Origin of the sequence: Pseudomonas sp. LLC-1 (assembly GCF_002992185.1) — a bacterium.
GTDB lineage: Bacteria > Pseudomonadota > Gammaproteobacteria > Pseudomonadales > Pseudomonadaceae > Aquipseudomonas > Aquipseudomonas monteilii.
In genome coordinates, this window is the sequence record NZ_LUVY01000022.1 from 14878 (window position 1) to 27704 (window position 12827).

The following is a 12827-nucleotide window of genomic DNA, read 5'->3' on the forward strand; positions in this document are numbered from 1 at the left end:
CCCCAGGTACGTCAGCTCAAGCGGAGGTGGCGCGCTCGGCTGCATCTGCCCCGCACGCCGGGTTCTGCTTGTTCCTGCGGGTGAGTAGAAGGCGCAACAGGCTATTCCAGCAGTAGGCCACCAGCACCCCGCCGGCCAGTGCCAGGGTTACCTCGAACAGCGGGTGATTGAAAATACGGTCTGCCAGCGACTGGAACTGGAAATGCGTCAGGTAGATATACAAGGTTGACGAGGCAATCACCGCACCTGCCCGCGCCACCAGGGCAGGCACTGGCACCGAGCGCACCCAGATCAGGGCCAGCATCGCCGGCAGGGCGATATCGATATAGCGCGAGAACGCCTGCCAGCCCACGCCAGCAATTGCCATCAGGTCCAGCTCGCCGACCACCAGCACCGCCACCGCGCTGGCCACCCATTTACGCGCGGTAGTGTCGGCATGGTGCACCGCCATGCCCAACACCATGACGGCCAGGAAGTGCTGTGGTACCCGGTTGAACAGCGCACCGGCGTCGAACACGAAGCGGCTGACCAGCACATCCACTGCCACCAGCGCACAGGTCGCAATGATCAGGCAGCGGAACGGGTCGGCAAGGACCACCTGGCGCACACGTCGGATCGACAACACCAGGCCGATGATCAGGATCATCTGTACCAGCACTTCGATGTACCAGTAATTGAATACACTGACCTCGCTGGCCGGGAACCAGTTGGAAACCAACAGCAGCGATTGCCAGTGCAGCTGGTCGAACACCAGCTGGATCAGCGCGGTGTACAGCACCGTTGGCACCACGATGGCTGCCAGCGACCTGAGCAGTGTGCGCGCATCGCCACGTTCTTCGATGGCCTTGAGCTGGAACCGCGCCAGGCTGATGCCGGAAACCAGGAACAGCACCGACGTTTCGCCCACGATCAGCCAGTGGTCGAACTCGCTCAGGTGGCCGACCACGATCAGGATGATGGCGAGCATGCGCACGAACACCGGCATTTCCATCACCCGCCAAGGGCCATTGGGCGGTGCGCTCAGCTCGGCCAGCTGGCACACCGGCAGGGTTTCCCAACGTTCAGGGAGGTGGCCGATCAGCTCCTCCAGCACGCGTGAGGCCTGCACGAACGACAGCGAGTCGCCGCCCAGCTCGACGAAACTCAACCTGGCGTCCAGGCGTGGCACCTGGAGGATGCGCGCCCAGGCGGTGCTCAGCTTTTCCGCCAGTGGGGACAGGAGCACGTTGGCCGTGTCGTCAAAGGGCGCAGGCAGGGCGCGTTTGTCGAGCTTGCCGTTTGGGGTGAGCGGCAGGGCATCGAGGAACACGAAAAGCGACGGCACCATGTAGTCCGGCAGTTGGCCGCTGAGCGCCTGGCGCAGTTCATCGGCGGTGGTGGGCTTGCGGCTGACGCAATAGGCAACCAGCCGGATCGAGGCGCTGTCGTGGTTGGCCACGACCACGCATTGCCCGATGTGTGGGTGGCGGGTGATGGCGTTTTCGATTTCCGCCAGCTCGATGCGATGGCCACGGATTTTCACCTGGCTGTCGCCGCGTCCCAGAAAACGGGCGCTGCCATCGGCCAGGTAGGTGCCCAAGTCACCCGTGCGGTAGCAGCGGTCGCTTGGGTCGCCGGTGAACGGGTTGGCGACGAACTTGGCCTCGGTCAGTGCCGGGTCGCCCCAATAGCCCTGGGACAGGTACGGGCTGCGAATCAGTATTTCGCCCGTTTCCCCTTCGCTGACCAACTGGTTGGCCGGGTTGACCACCAGCAACTGTGCATTGGCGATGCCCTTGCCCAACGGGACACGTGCATTGTCGGCGTGCGGGTCAAGCGTATGGAAGGCCATTGCTTGTGGTGTTTCGGTGGTGCCGTAGAAGTTCACGTTGACGGCGTTGGGCGCAATGGCGCGGATCTGTTGGTACAGCGCCGGGCTGAGCGCATCGCCGCCCCAGAACAGGTAGCGTAGCCGGTCGAGTACCTGGCCATTCAGGTGTGTGCCGGTTTCGATCAGCTTGCCCAGTGGCGGGGTGAGGTGGATCACGCTCACGTTGTGCTGGTGAATCCAGTTGGCCAGCCGGGACGGGTCGGTCAGGGTTGACTGGGCAGGGCAGGCGATGGTCGCGCCAATCGACAGAGGCGTGAACACGTCGCGGTACACCGGGTCGTGGCCCAGGCCGGAAAGCAGGGAGAAGGTGTCGGCCTGGGTGAAGCCATGCTGGCGTACATGCCAGTCGATGAAGTGCACCAGCGGTGCGTGATGGGTGACGATGCCCTTGGGTTCGCCGGTGCTGCCTGAGGTGAAGGTGATGTAGGCGGGGTGTTCGGGGTTTACGGCGGGCAGCGCCACAGGCAGGTTGGGGAAGGCTTGCAGTGCGTCTGCGGGGGCTTGCGGCACCGTAACGACAAGAGGGCCGTCGGTATCGACGGTTGCCTCGCCACAGCGCAGGACCACGGCCGGCCCCAATGTGCGGACGATCTGTGCAATGCGCGCAGGAGGGTAGGCGGCGTCGGCCACGGTAAAGGCCAGGCCAGCCCGCAGGCAGCCGAGCATGGCGTATACCAGGGCGGCGCTGCGGCTGGCGACGATGACCACACGATCGGTGCCGCTGGCAGCGTTTTCTACCAGATAGGCGGCAACGCCCTGGCTGATCTGAGCGAGTTGTGCATAGCTGCAGGTGGTGTGCTGGGCGATGATGGCGGTGGCATCCGGGCAGCGACCGGCCTGATCGAGGAACGCGTGGTGAATAGGCTGCTCGGCACGGTACTCCAGGCACAGCGTCGGGTTCGGGCGCAGGTCCGGCATGATGGGTAAGGGCTCCGCATGAACGTTGGGGCTGGCTGGTAGCACAACGCTAGTGCAGGGTGGCTGATGGCGCCAATGTCGCGCGATAGCCGGGCGCGTGTCCTGCGCAAAACCTGAAAGGTTGCGCGATCATTTCTCTGCATTGGACGCACTAATTTTCCCGCAGCGCCCTACGTCTACTTGAAAGCCCCCCTGCACCACGTGCACAGCGGCATCCATCATTCAAGGAGACAGGCAATGACTTCCGTTTTCGACCGCGACGATATCCAGTTTCAGGTAGTGGTCAACCACGAAGAGCAATACTCGATCTGGCCCGACTACAAGGCCATCCCCAACGGCTGGCGTGCCGTGGGCAAGAGCGGCCTGAAGAAGGAATGCCTGGCCTACATCGATGAGGTCTGGACCGACATGCGCCCACTGAGCCTGCGCCAGAAAATGGCCGAAGCCGCCGCCCAGTGACCGCACTGAACCTGCTGTGCCTGCCGTATTCCGGGGCCAGCGCCATGGTTTACAGCCGCTGGCGGCGCAAGCTGCCAGCGTGGCTGCAGGTGCGCCCGGTGGAGCTGCCCGGGCGTGGCGCACGCATGGCCGAGCCGTTGCACACCGACATGCAGGCGCTGGCCCGGCAACTGGCCGCCGAGCAGCGCCAGGCGGCCAATGGGCCCTATGCGTTGCTCGGCCATAGCCTGGGGGCGTTGCTGGCCTTCGAGCTGGCTCATGAACTGCAAGCGCTGGGCTGCCCGTCGCCACTGGCATTGTTTGCCTGCGGTACCGCAGCCCCGACCCGGCGCGAGGATTACGATGGCAAGGACTGGCGCGAGCCCAAGAGCGACGCCGAGCTGATCAGCGAGTTGCGCGAGCTTCAGGGTACGCCCGAGGAAGTGCTGGCCAACGCCGAGCTGATGAGCCTGACCTTGCCGACCTTGCGCGCGGATTTTCTGCTCTGTGGCACTTACGCCTACCGTCAGCGGCCGGCCCTGCAGTGCCCGCTGCACGTGCTGGGCGGCGCGGACGACCGGGCCAGCGAAGAGCAGTTGCAGGCCTGGCGCAAGGAATCCCATGGTGACTTCTCGCTGCAGATGTTCCCGGGTGGCCACTTCTTCATCCATGAGCACGAAGACCCCGTGCTCGACGCGTTGACCGCATCACTGCAGCCGCTTCGGCTGTCCGCCTGATTGACGTTGCCGCTTGCCTGGGGGAGGCTAGGCCTTTTTCCAGGCAAGGGGCAGACAATGCTGATCGATCCACACAAGGCCGCACTGCTGGTCGGTGAACAGCCCTGAACGGCCGGTTACTGGCCGCCGGGTTGATGGCCCTGGCGCTGCTGCAAGGCTGCGTCGGGCACCGTGAGGAAGCGCCCGAGGCGGACCCGGCCAAGGTCCGTGCGCAACTGTTGCGGCTATTGCCGGCCCAGACCAGGGACCGCGAGGGCTGGGCCTGGGACATTCAGGTGGCGTTCGAAACCCAGCGCATTACCCCGAGCAAAAGCAACCTGTGTGCGGTGCTGGCCGTGACTGAACAGGAATCCACTTTCAGCGCCGACCCGCAGGTACCCAACCTGGGGCGTATCGCCCGCGAGGAAATCGACCGCCGCGCCGCGCGCCTGCATATCCCCAAATTGTTGGTCGACGGCGCGCTGAAGACACCCTCGGGCAACGGTCAAAGCTACCAGCAGCGCTTGCAGGCAGTGCGCAGCGAGAAGCAGTTGAGCGAGCTGTACGACGAGGTGATAGCCCGTGTGCCGTTGGGCAAGACCTTGCTGGACGGGCTCAACCCGGTGCACACCGGCGGGCCGATGCAGGTCAGCATCGACTTTGCCGAAAAGCACGCGCAGGGCTACCCCTACAGCCACGATGGCAGCATTCGCCAGGAGGTATTCAGCCGGCGTGGCGGCATGTACTTCGGTATTGCCCACCTGTTGGGCTACCCGGTCAACTACGAGCGCCAGCTTTACCGTTTTGCCGACTTCAACGCCGGTTGGTACGCCAGCCGTAACGCGGCCTTCCAGGCGGCACTGAGCAAGGCGACTGGCGTGACGCTGGCCTTGGATGGCGACCTTGTTGCGCCGGGGGCGATCATGCCAGGGAGCACTGAACTGGCTGCGCGCAAGCTGGGGGTGAAGCTGGGGCTGCGTAATCCGCAGATTCGCAGCCAGCTCGAAGAGGGCGACAGTTTGGCGTTCGAGGACAGCAAGCTGTACAGCGGGGTGTTTGCCTTGGCAGATGCCAAGGCTGGCAAGCCGGTGCCACGGGCGGTGTTGCCGGGGATCGAGCTGAAGAGCCCGAAGATCACCCGCAAGCTGACCACGGCGTGGTTTGCCGGGCGGGTGGATGAGCGCTACCAGCGGTGCATGAAGCGGTAGCTGGGTACAGGCGGCATCAGCTCTCGCCCAGTGCCCCAACCACCTGGTCGACACTGGCCTTCAAACCGGCAAACGCATCCTCAGGATCGCTCTCCACCACCACCAGCTTCGCCCCGGCAGCCTTGATCACCTCGGCCACCGCCGCGTCCGGTTGCCGATGGTCCAGCACCAGTGCCACATCCTGCGCTTTCAGGTTCTCCCCCAGCGCCTGGAGCGCGGCAGCGTCCCATTCGGTCGGCAGCGGCTGCTCCACCACATCCAGGTTCAAGCCGCTGGCCAGGTAACCCAACCGCTCGGACAAGCTCACCACCGTCAGGTTGTCGACCTTGGCCAGGCGTGTCTGGCTGCTGGCCGATAGCTCAAGCAACTGGCGCTTGAGCCCTGCCAGGTTGCCCTGGATCTTCGCCTTGTCGTCCGGTGCCAGCCGTTCCAGGTCATTGGCTACCACATCGGCCATGCGCCCGAGGTTGGTCGGGTTGAGCCAGGGGTAGGTGCCGTAGGCATCATCACCTGTGACCGCAATGCCGGGCAGCGCGCCATCCACCGGGCGTGCGGCATCGATTTCGACGATGCGGATGTTGCTGCGCCGGGCCATCGGGTACAGCGGGTCGTCACGCCAGATCGAGCGTACACCGATCACCGCGTCGGCCTGCTGTGCGGCTTTCTCCAGGCTAGGGCCACCGCGTGAGCTGAAATACGACGGCTGGCGGCTGGCCGGCAGGTTGGCCGGTGCCGCCCGTTTGAGTTGCACCGCCGTGCCGTCAAGCAGGGCGCTGGCCAGGCTGTGGGTGATGGGCAGGGTGGTCAGCACTTGCGTGGCAAAAGACAGCGACGGCAGGCCGGCCAAGGCCAGCGCCAGGGTCAGGCGTTTCAGGTTCATGCCGGGTTTCCTTGCAGGCGTGGGACGAGGGCGCGGGCCAGGGCGGCCAGGGCAAAGCAGATGCCGGCGACCAGGATGATCGCGGCGCCCGACGGCACGGGCAGGTCGAAGACGATCGGCAGCAGGATGCCGAGCAGGGTGCTCAAGGTGGCGATCAGTACCGAGATGAAGAAAAACCCCTTGAGCGACTGGCTGACCAGGCGTGCAGCCGCAGCGGGGATGACCAGCAGTGCACCGACCAGAATGGCCCCGATCACCTTCACTGCGGCCACGGTCACCAGGGTCACCAGCACCACGAACAGGTAATCCAGGGTTTTCACTGCCACCCCGCGCACGGCCGCCAGTTGCGGGTTGAAACTGGCCAGCATGATGCGGTTGTACAGCGGCACGGCCAGAGCCAGCACCAGTACTGCGACGATACCCAGCACCACCAGGTCCTGGCCACTGACGGTCAGCACCGAGCCGAACAGCACGTTTTCGAGGATGTGCACGTTGATCTTGCCGGCCAGCATCAGCAGCAGGCTGGCGCCCAGCGCCAGCGACACCGACAGGAACACGCCGATCAGCGTGTCGGGTGAAAGACCGGTGCGGTTGCGCAGGTAGTTGAGCAAGATGCCGAACAGCAGGCAGTAGCCGAACAGGCTGCCATAAGGGCCGGTGTAGGGCTCACCGAGCAGGATGCCGATGGCTACCCCGGTCAGTGCAGCATGGCCCACGGCTTCGGAAAAGAACGCAAAGCGCTTGACCACCACCAGGGTGCCCAGGCCGCCCAGTACCGGGCCAATCATCAGGCCAGCCAGCAAGGCATTGACCACGAAGCCGTAGGCCAGAGCCTCAGGCAAGTAACCAGCCGTGGCCCAGTCCTGGACCAGTTGGCGAAATGCTTCAAAACTCATGAGGCAAGGCTCTCGCTACGCGGGTGAACAGAGAACAGGCCAAGCAGGCGCTCTGGTGTGAGGGCCTGGGCCGGCGGGGCATCGAACAACACCTGGCGGCTCAGGCCAGTGACCCGGTCGGCCAGGCGCAGCACGGCCTCCAGGTCGTGTTCTATCCACAGCACTGTGGTGCCGGCCTGGCGCCAGCCCTGCAGTAACTGCTCGAACACCTGGATACCGGCTTCATCGAGGGCCGACATGGGCTCGTCCAGTACCAGCAACTGCGGCTCGGGGATCAGGCCTTGGGCCAACAGCACACGCTGGCGTTCGCCGCCAGACAATGCGCCCATGCGCCGTTTGCGCTTGTCGAGCATGCCGACCCGCGCCAAGGCCGCATCGATGGCCGGCTGCACGCGGCGCGACAAGCCGAGAAAAGCCGGGCGCCGCTGGCACATGGCAGCCATGAAGTCATCTACGGTCATTGGCAGGCCACGGTCGAACTCCAGCGCTTGTGGCACATAACCGATCACCTCGCGCTCACCCGGCCAATGCAGGGTCAGTTGGCCCTGGTGTGGCATTTGCCCGAGCAGGGTCTTGATCAGGGAACTCTTGCCGCCGCCGTTGGGGCCGACGATGGCATGCACGCTCCCGGCAGCAACGCCGAAGCTGACGTGTTCAAGGATGCGTGTACGGCCCAGGGTGAGGTCGACGTCGGCGAACTCGATGCGTGGCCCACAGGCCTTCACCAGGTTGGCGGCGGCGGTCATGCGCGGTTCTCCTGGATGGCGCGCACCACGGTGTCGAGGTTGCGCTTCATCTCCACTTCGTACTTCTCTTTGGTGTATTCACCGTAGGAAATGTGCGTCAGCGGGTACAGACGTACGCCGGATTCACGCTGGATGGTTTCGACATAGGCGGACGGGAAGTCCATTTCCGAGAAGATCACCTTCACATCCAGGGCTTTGAGCTGGTCGATGGTCTTTTTCAGCTGGGCCGGGCTGGGCTCGATGCCGTGGGCCGGTTCGACCACGGCGGTCACCTCCAGGCCGAAGTCGCGCACCAGGTAGTCGTAGGCGGCATGGATGGTGGCAACCCGGAAGGTGGCGCTGGGCGCTTCGGTTACCTTGGCCAGCGCCTCGGCACGCAGGGCGCGCAGGCGTTTGGCATAGGCGCGGGCGTTTTGCGTGTACAGCTTGGCGTTGTCCGGGTCGAGCTTGCCCAGTTCGCGGGCAATGTTGTTGACCTGGGCGATGGTGGTGCTGATGGACAGGAAGGTGTGCGGGTTGACCACCTTGCCGGCGCCGCGCGCTGCAATGCCGGTGGCTGCCAGCAACGGTACATTCTGGTTGGCTTCGATGGTCGCGATGCCGGGTTTTTCGCTGGCGGCGATCATGCGGTCGGCGAAGTCGTCATGGCCGACACCGTTGAGCACCACCACGTCCAGCGTGCCGATGCGCTTGATGTCCTCGGCCCGTGGCTCGTAGGCGTGCGGGTTGAAGCCCGCCGGAATCAGCGGCACCACTTCGGCCTTGTCGCCGACGATGTTGGTCACATAGCTGTAGTAGGGGTGCAGGGTGATGCCAATACGCAGGGGCTTGCCGTTATCGGCCAGGGCCAGTGCCGGCAGGGCAAAGGCCAGGAGCAGGGCGAGGGCGGAGCGGAACATGGGTGGGAGTCCTTGGGTTCAGTGACGGTGTTCGCGGGTAACCCCGGCGTCGTAGTGGCTGACCACTTGCTGCCAACCTGCAGCGATCAAGGCCGCCTGGCCGAGATCGTCCGGGATGACAGCAGCGCTGTCGCGGCGCAACCAGACATCGGCCTGGCCTGTGCTGTCCGCCGGCAGGATCAGCAGCAGGCTGCCGGCGACTTCAGGGGCCTGACTGCGGCCCAGGTAAGCGCCGGATTCCAGCCACGACCACTGATGATTGCCACGGCTCTGGCTGCCGGCATCCACCACGAATGGCGGCAGGCCTTCTTCGGCCAGTGCCTGCACGCTCGGCACGGCGGCGTTTTCTTCACGCAGCAGCTGGATCTCGTCGAAGGCCACCCGCAGGTCGGTGTACAGGCCTTGTTCGGCGGTGGTGAGATCGCGGCGGGCGTCAATCTGGTGGCTGGCGATGGCCTGTTCGTCTTCGCGTTCGCCACGCAACAGCACCACACTGGCGGCGAGCACCACGATCAGTAGGCTGGCCAGCAGCACGTACAGGGTTTCGTGCCCGGCGCCGGCCGGGCGAATCACTTGGGCGCGGCTCATGGCTGGGCGATATCGGCGTAGTCGACTTCCACCACGTGCCCGGGGCCGGCGTCGAACAGCACGTAGAATTCGCCTTCCGGGCGCTTGAAGGTGAGCGTGGAGTCGCCGCCCAGCTTGCCGCCGACCAGTATTTGCTCGTCATAGCCGATCACGTCCAGGGTTACCCCGGCGGCACCGCTGCCGTCCGAGAAGCCACCGGTGCATTTGACCTGGCCGCTGGCCAGTTCTTCGCATTCGCACATCGGGTTGTGTGCCAGGGCAGGGCCCGCGGCCAGTACCAGTAAGGGCAGGGCGAGGGTGCGCATCAGGTGTTTCATTTCTTGCCTCCTTGTTTCTCGAGCCAGGCCACGGTGGCAGGCGATGCCTTGGACAGGGGGACAGATGCCTGGTGCATGCTGCCGTCCCAACCTTCCAGGGTGATCCAGATTTGCGCGTCGGGTTTGGTACGCGGTGGGATGGGCAGGTTGGTGCCCATGCGGTAGGGGGCGCCAAAGAAGATGGTGCCGGCCGCACGCAGGCTGCGCGGTTTGCCGATGCGCAGGTAAACAGCCTTGACGTCTTTCATGCAGGCTTTGCACAAGGACGCGCTGAAGGACTTGAAGTGGCCGGCGGGGCCGTCTTCGCGTGGTGCTTCGTCACGCAATTCAGCCAAGTCCAGCGTGTAAGGGCCGGCCTGGATGCCACTGACCACGTTCGCCCCCAAGCCTGCGTCGCCACGAAACAGCTTGGCGTCGCTGAAATACTTGGGCATGAAGCCCAGCGGGACGAGGATCAGCAGGATGTTCAGATGAAAGCGCCACTTCAGCCACCATTGCTTCAGCGGGCTGGCGGGCACGGCCTGGGCGTGGCTCATGGTTGGGTCTCCAGTGTGGTCTGGCTGCGTGCGGCACGGGGCGCACGGTCACTGCGCTTGAGGGCGGCTGCGGTGGCCTGGGCGGTACGCTTGGTCCAGATCAGCAAGCCGCTGAGCACCATCAAGGTGAGTATCAGGCCGAAGAAGAACCAGATCAGCTTGATGGGCAAACCGCCAAAGTCACCGGTGTGCAAGGGGCGCATGGACTCGGTGACGAATTCCAGCGTGGAGCGGTCGCTGAGCAGGAACTGGCTGTCGACGTTGCTGGTGTAAGGGTTGACCGCTGCACTCTGGAACATCAGCGGATACCAGCCGCGCCCGCCCATGGAAACGTGGCTGTAGGCGGTCGCCGGCAACGAAATGAAGGTAATGTCCAGGCCTGGAATCGCCAGGCCGGCAATACGTGCCGCCTCATCGAGGTCAATGCGCGGGGCCGGCGTGCCATCCGGCGTTTGCGGCACATCTTCACGGGCGATCACCGGCACGATAGGCCGGCTGGAAATGGTGATGTGGTTGTCCGAAAGCAGCGCCTGGATCAGGAACCAGGTGCCGGTGATGGAAATGACCGCGATGAACCAGATCGACCACACCCCCGCCAGGCGATGCAGGTCGCCCCAGAAAATACGTGAGCCGTGCCCGGTGCGCACCGGTTTGAAGAAGCCTTTCCAGAACTTCTTGTACACCACCAGCCCGGTGACCAGAGAGGCCAGCATGGGCAGGCCGAGAAGCGAAACCAGGTACCAGCCCCAGCTGAAACCATTGGTGAACGGCACCAGCCACCAGCCGTGCAATGCACGGGTAAAGGCTTCGAAGTTGAAGTCTGGGGACTTGCCCTGGATGACGCCGGTGTAGGGGTTGACGTACAGCGTCGGGCTGGTGCCATCGGGGTACGTGACATCGGCCAGCAGGGCAAAGTGCGAGCCGTCGGGCTGCCTGAGCGACTCCACGAACATGTCTGGCTCGGCTTTGCGCATGGCGTCCAGTACCTGCTGGAAGCTCAGGCGCTCGGCATCACCGTCGGGCTTGCTCGCGCGTACATCCGGGTTGGCCAGCCAGACGATTTCCTGGCTGACCACGGCGAGCATGCCGGTGAAGCACACGATCAGCACAAAGAACCAGATCGGCAACGCGAGCCAGCTGTGGACCAGGAACCACAGCCTGGATTTGGATTTTTTCGGTGATTTGGCCATCAGACGGTCTTCTGCAATGGGTGGTCGAGCGCGTGCCCAACCAAAGAGGGCTGTACTAATAAGGACGAATGAGAATTGAAAACCTGCCGTTTTAAATGCAAGCAAATGTTTCAGAGGGCACAAAGCCGGCCTGCGCGCGAGGCGACAGGCCGGCCTTGAGGGGGCGTAGCACAGGGGTCAGGCGCGGGTCAGGGCCGCAGCGGGTTGCGCTTTGCCGTGCAATTGCGCCAGGTCCTGATACAGGGCGCGGCCGATTTCTGCGGCACGGGCCGGCAGTACCGAGAGCAAGGTGTCACTCAGGCCGTGGCTATTTTCGCAGAAGCCCTGCAAGTACACCGAGGCCTGCAGGTCGGGGCTGGCCAGCACGCGGTAGTTGCGGTCGACGCTGAAGTCGTCCAAGTAACCGGCCAACGGTGCCAGCAGGTCACGGTGCGAGCGGCGCTCGTAGCCGGTGGCAAGGATAACGGCATCGTAGCGGTGGGTTTGCTGCTGGCCGGTAGCGAGGTCGCGCAGGGTCAGCTCCAGGCCTTCACGAGTGGCCACCACGGCTTCCACCTGGCGCCGGCACAGCACGTTGTGGCGGTGCTGGTGGGCGACTTTCTGCCGGTAGAGGATGCCGTAGATGCGTTCGATCAGGTTGAGGTCGACCACTGAGTAGTTGGTGTTGTGGTACTCGCCCAGCAGCTTGCTGCGCTGGTCGGCGGGTTCGTTGTAGACCAGGTCGGTGTAGTCCGGCGAGAAAATCTCGTTGACGAACGGGCTGTCGTCGGCCGGTTTGAGGGCCGAACCGCGCAGGACCATGTCGACCTTGACGGTCGGGTAGCTGTCGTTCAGGTCGATAAACGCCTCGGCGGCGCTCTGGCCCGAGCCGATCACAGCGATGCGCATCGGTTTGCCGTCGGCGCACGGCAGCTTGTTCAGGCTGCTCAGGTATTGGGAGTGGTGGAACACCCGTGGGTCGTCCTTGAAGGCGCCGAACTTTTCCGGGATTTTCGGCGTTCCGCCGCTGCCAACCACCACCGAGCGGGTGCGGCGGCTGTATTCGCGGCCCTGTGCATCGCGTGCGATCACACGCAGGTGTTCTACCCGGCCATCCTGCAGTTCCGGTTCGATACGCAGCACTTCCTGGCCATACACGGCTTGGGTGGCGAAGTGTTCGGCGGCCCAGCGCAGGTAGTCGTTGTACTCCAGGCGGCAGGGGTAGAAGGTGCCGAGGTTGATGAAGTCGGCCAGGCGCTGCTTCTGGTGCAGGTAGTTGACGAAACTGTAGGGGCTGGTGGGGTTGCGCAGCGACACCAGGTCTTTCAGGAACGAGATCTGCAGCTCACTCTGGGTGGCCAGGGTTTCACCGTGCCAGCGGTAGTCCTGTTGCTTGTCGATGAACTGCGCATCGAGGGCATGGCCCTGGGACTCGGCGAGTTCTTCCAGGGCGATGGCCAGGGCCAGGTTGGAAGGGCCGAAGCCCACGCCGATCAGGTCCTTGATAGTTTCCGGGTTTGCAGACTGGCTCATGGCTGCGGTTCCATAATGGTCGGATGTGGACGCCGCCGGGAGGGGCCGGCGCTTGCGTTTGTACATTGGGTGGAACGAGCCAAACGATGGGGAATTTACTGGCGGGCGGCCGA

13 protein-coding genes are annotated in these 12827 nt (G+C 64.2%); 3 read left to right on the plus strand and 10 right to left on the minus strand.

Features of this window, described 5'->3' with window-relative positions:
* Positions 1-16 precede the first annotated feature (16 nt).
* A complete protein-coding gene (locus A0O30_RS24225) occupies positions 17-2788 on the minus strand; it encodes an amino acid adenylation domain-containing protein (RefSeq protein ID WP_105948320.1) in 2772 nt (923 codons plus the stop codon).
* A 237-nt stretch (positions 2789-3025) separates the two neighbouring features.
* Here A0O30_RS24225 and A0O30_RS24230 point away from each other — a divergent pair, with 237 nt between their 5' ends.
* The 3 genes from A0O30_RS24230 (at position 3026) to A0O30_RS24240 (ending at position 5150) form a co-directional block, all read left to right on the plus strand.
* Positions 3026-3247 (plus strand): MbtH family protein, encoded by a 222-nt coding sequence (locus A0O30_RS24230; protein WP_016711157.1) that lies wholly within the window; start codon positions 3026-3028, stop codon positions 3245-3247.
* Positions 3244-3963: a thioesterase II family protein gene (locus A0O30_RS24235; RefSeq protein ID WP_105948321.1), complete on the plus strand. Its 720-nt coding sequence runs from the start codon at positions 3244-3246 to the stop codon at positions 3961-3963. Before A0O30_RS24230 ends, A0O30_RS24235 begins: the two co-directional genes overlap by 4 nt.
* A gap of 134 nt (positions 3964-4097) precedes the next feature.
* Positions 4098-5150 (plus strand): DUF1615 domain-containing protein, encoded by a 1053-nt coding sequence (locus A0O30_RS24240; protein ID WP_105948322.1) that lies wholly within the window; start codon positions 4098-4100, stop codon positions 5148-5150.
* 16 nt (positions 5151-5166) lie between these two features.
* On the opposite strand, the gene A0O30_RS24245 is transcribed toward A0O30_RS24240, so the two are convergent.
* The 9 genes from A0O30_RS24245 to A0O30_RS24285 all read right to left on the minus strand — a co-directional run bounded on the left by A0O30_RS24245 (position 5167) and on the right by A0O30_RS24285 (position 12714).
* Positions 5167-6030, minus strand: a complete 864-nt coding sequence (locus tag A0O30_RS24245; protein ID WP_105948323.1) for a metal ABC transporter solute-binding protein, Zn/Mn family — start codon at positions 6028-6030, stop codon at positions 5167-5169.
* Positions 6027-6926 (minus strand): metal ABC transporter permease, encoded by a 900-nt coding sequence (locus tag A0O30_RS24250; RefSeq protein WP_105948324.1) that lies wholly within the window; start codon positions 6924-6926, stop codon positions 6027-6029. The genes A0O30_RS24245 and A0O30_RS24250 overlap by 4 nt, the downstream gene beginning before the upstream one ends.
* The gene (locus A0O30_RS24255; RefSeq protein WP_016711152.1) at positions 6923-7672 is read right to left on the minus strand and encodes a metal ABC transporter ATP-binding protein; all 750 of its coding nucleotides are present in this window, start codon (positions 7670-7672) and stop codon (positions 6923-6925) included. Before A0O30_RS24255 ends, A0O30_RS24250 begins: the two co-directional genes overlap by 4 nt.
* Positions 7669-8571, minus strand: a complete 903-nt coding sequence (locus A0O30_RS24260) for a metal ABC transporter substrate-binding protein (protein WP_019099837.1) — start codon at positions 8569-8571, stop codon at positions 7669-7671. The genes A0O30_RS24255 and A0O30_RS24260 overlap by 4 nt, the downstream gene beginning before the upstream one ends.
* 18 nt (positions 8572-8589) lie before the next feature.
* The gene (locus A0O30_RS24265; protein WP_105948325.1) at positions 8590-9159 is read right to left on the minus strand and encodes a DUF6162 family protein; all 570 of its coding nucleotides are present in this window, start codon (positions 9157-9159) and stop codon (positions 8590-8592) included.
* On the minus strand, positions 9156-9476 hold the full coding sequence (locus A0O30_RS24270; RefSeq protein ID WP_105948326.1) for a hypothetical protein: 321 nt from the start codon (positions 9474-9476) through the stop codon (positions 9156-9158). The genes A0O30_RS24265 and A0O30_RS24270 overlap by 4 nt, the downstream gene beginning before the upstream one ends.
* On the minus strand, positions 9473-10012 hold the full coding sequence (locus tag A0O30_RS24275) for a thiamine pyrophosphate-binding protein (RefSeq protein WP_105948327.1): 540 nt from the start codon (positions 10010-10012) through the stop codon (positions 9473-9475). The genes A0O30_RS24270 and A0O30_RS24275 overlap by 4 nt, the downstream gene beginning before the upstream one ends.
* Entirely contained in the window at positions 10009-11202 is a 1194-nt protein-coding gene (locus A0O30_RS24280; RefSeq protein WP_105948328.1) for a PepSY domain-containing protein, read from the minus strand. The genes A0O30_RS24275 and A0O30_RS24280 overlap by 4 nt, the downstream gene beginning before the upstream one ends.
* Before the next feature lie 177 nt (positions 11203-11379).
* Positions 11380-12714, minus strand: a complete 1335-nt coding sequence (locus A0O30_RS24285; protein WP_105948329.1) for a lysine N(6)-hydroxylase/L-ornithine N(5)-oxygenase family protein — start codon at positions 12712-12714, stop codon at positions 11380-11382.
* Between the last annotated feature and the right edge of the window lie 113 nt (positions 12715-12827).

Coding starts and splice junctions, on each gene's coding strand:
- A0O30_RS24255 (WP_016711152.1), bottom strand. CDS start 7,672: ATGACCGCCGCCGCCAACCTGGTGAAGGCCTGTGGGCCACGCATCGAG.
- A0O30_RS24225 (WP_105948320.1), bottom strand. CDS start 2,788: ATGCCGGACCTGCGCCCGAACCCGACGCTGTGCCTGGAGTACCGTGCC.
- A0O30_RS24275 (WP_105948327.1), bottom strand. CDS start 10,012: ATGAGCCACGCCCAGGCCGTGCCCGCCAGCCCGCTGAAGCAATGGTGG.
- A0O30_RS24260 (WP_019099837.1), bottom strand. CDS start 8,571: ATGTTCCGCTCCGCCCTCGCCCTGCTCCTGGCCTTTGCCCTGCCGGCA.
- A0O30_RS24250 (WP_105948324.1), bottom strand. CDS start 6,926: ATGAGTTTTGAAGCATTTCGCCAACTGGTCCAGGACTGGGCCACGGCT.
- A0O30_RS24230 (WP_016711157.1), top strand. CDS start 3,026: ATGACTTCCGTTTTCGACCGCGACGATATCCAGTTTCAGGTAGTGGTC.
- A0O30_RS24245 (WP_105948323.1), bottom strand. CDS start 6,030: ATGAACCTGAAACGCCTGACCCTGGCGCTGGCCTTGGCCGGCCTGCCG.
- A0O30_RS24285 (WP_105948329.1), bottom strand. CDS start 12,714: ATGAGCCAGTCTGCAAACCCGGAAACTATCAAGGACCTGATCGGCGTG.
- A0O30_RS24240 (WP_105948322.1), top strand. CDS start 4,098: ATGGCCCTGGCGCTGCTGCAAGGCTGCGTCGGGCACCGTGAGGAAGCG.
- A0O30_RS24265 (WP_105948325.1), bottom strand. CDS start 9,159: ATGAGCCGCGCCCAAGTGATTCGCCCGGCCGGCGCCGGGCACGAAACC.
- A0O30_RS24280 (WP_105948328.1), bottom strand. CDS start 11,202: ATGGCCAAATCACCGAAAAAATCCAAATCCAGGCTGTGGTTCCTGGTC.
- A0O30_RS24270 (WP_105948326.1), bottom strand. CDS start 9,476: ATGAAACACCTGATGCGCACCCTCGCCCTGCCCTTACTGGTACTGGCC.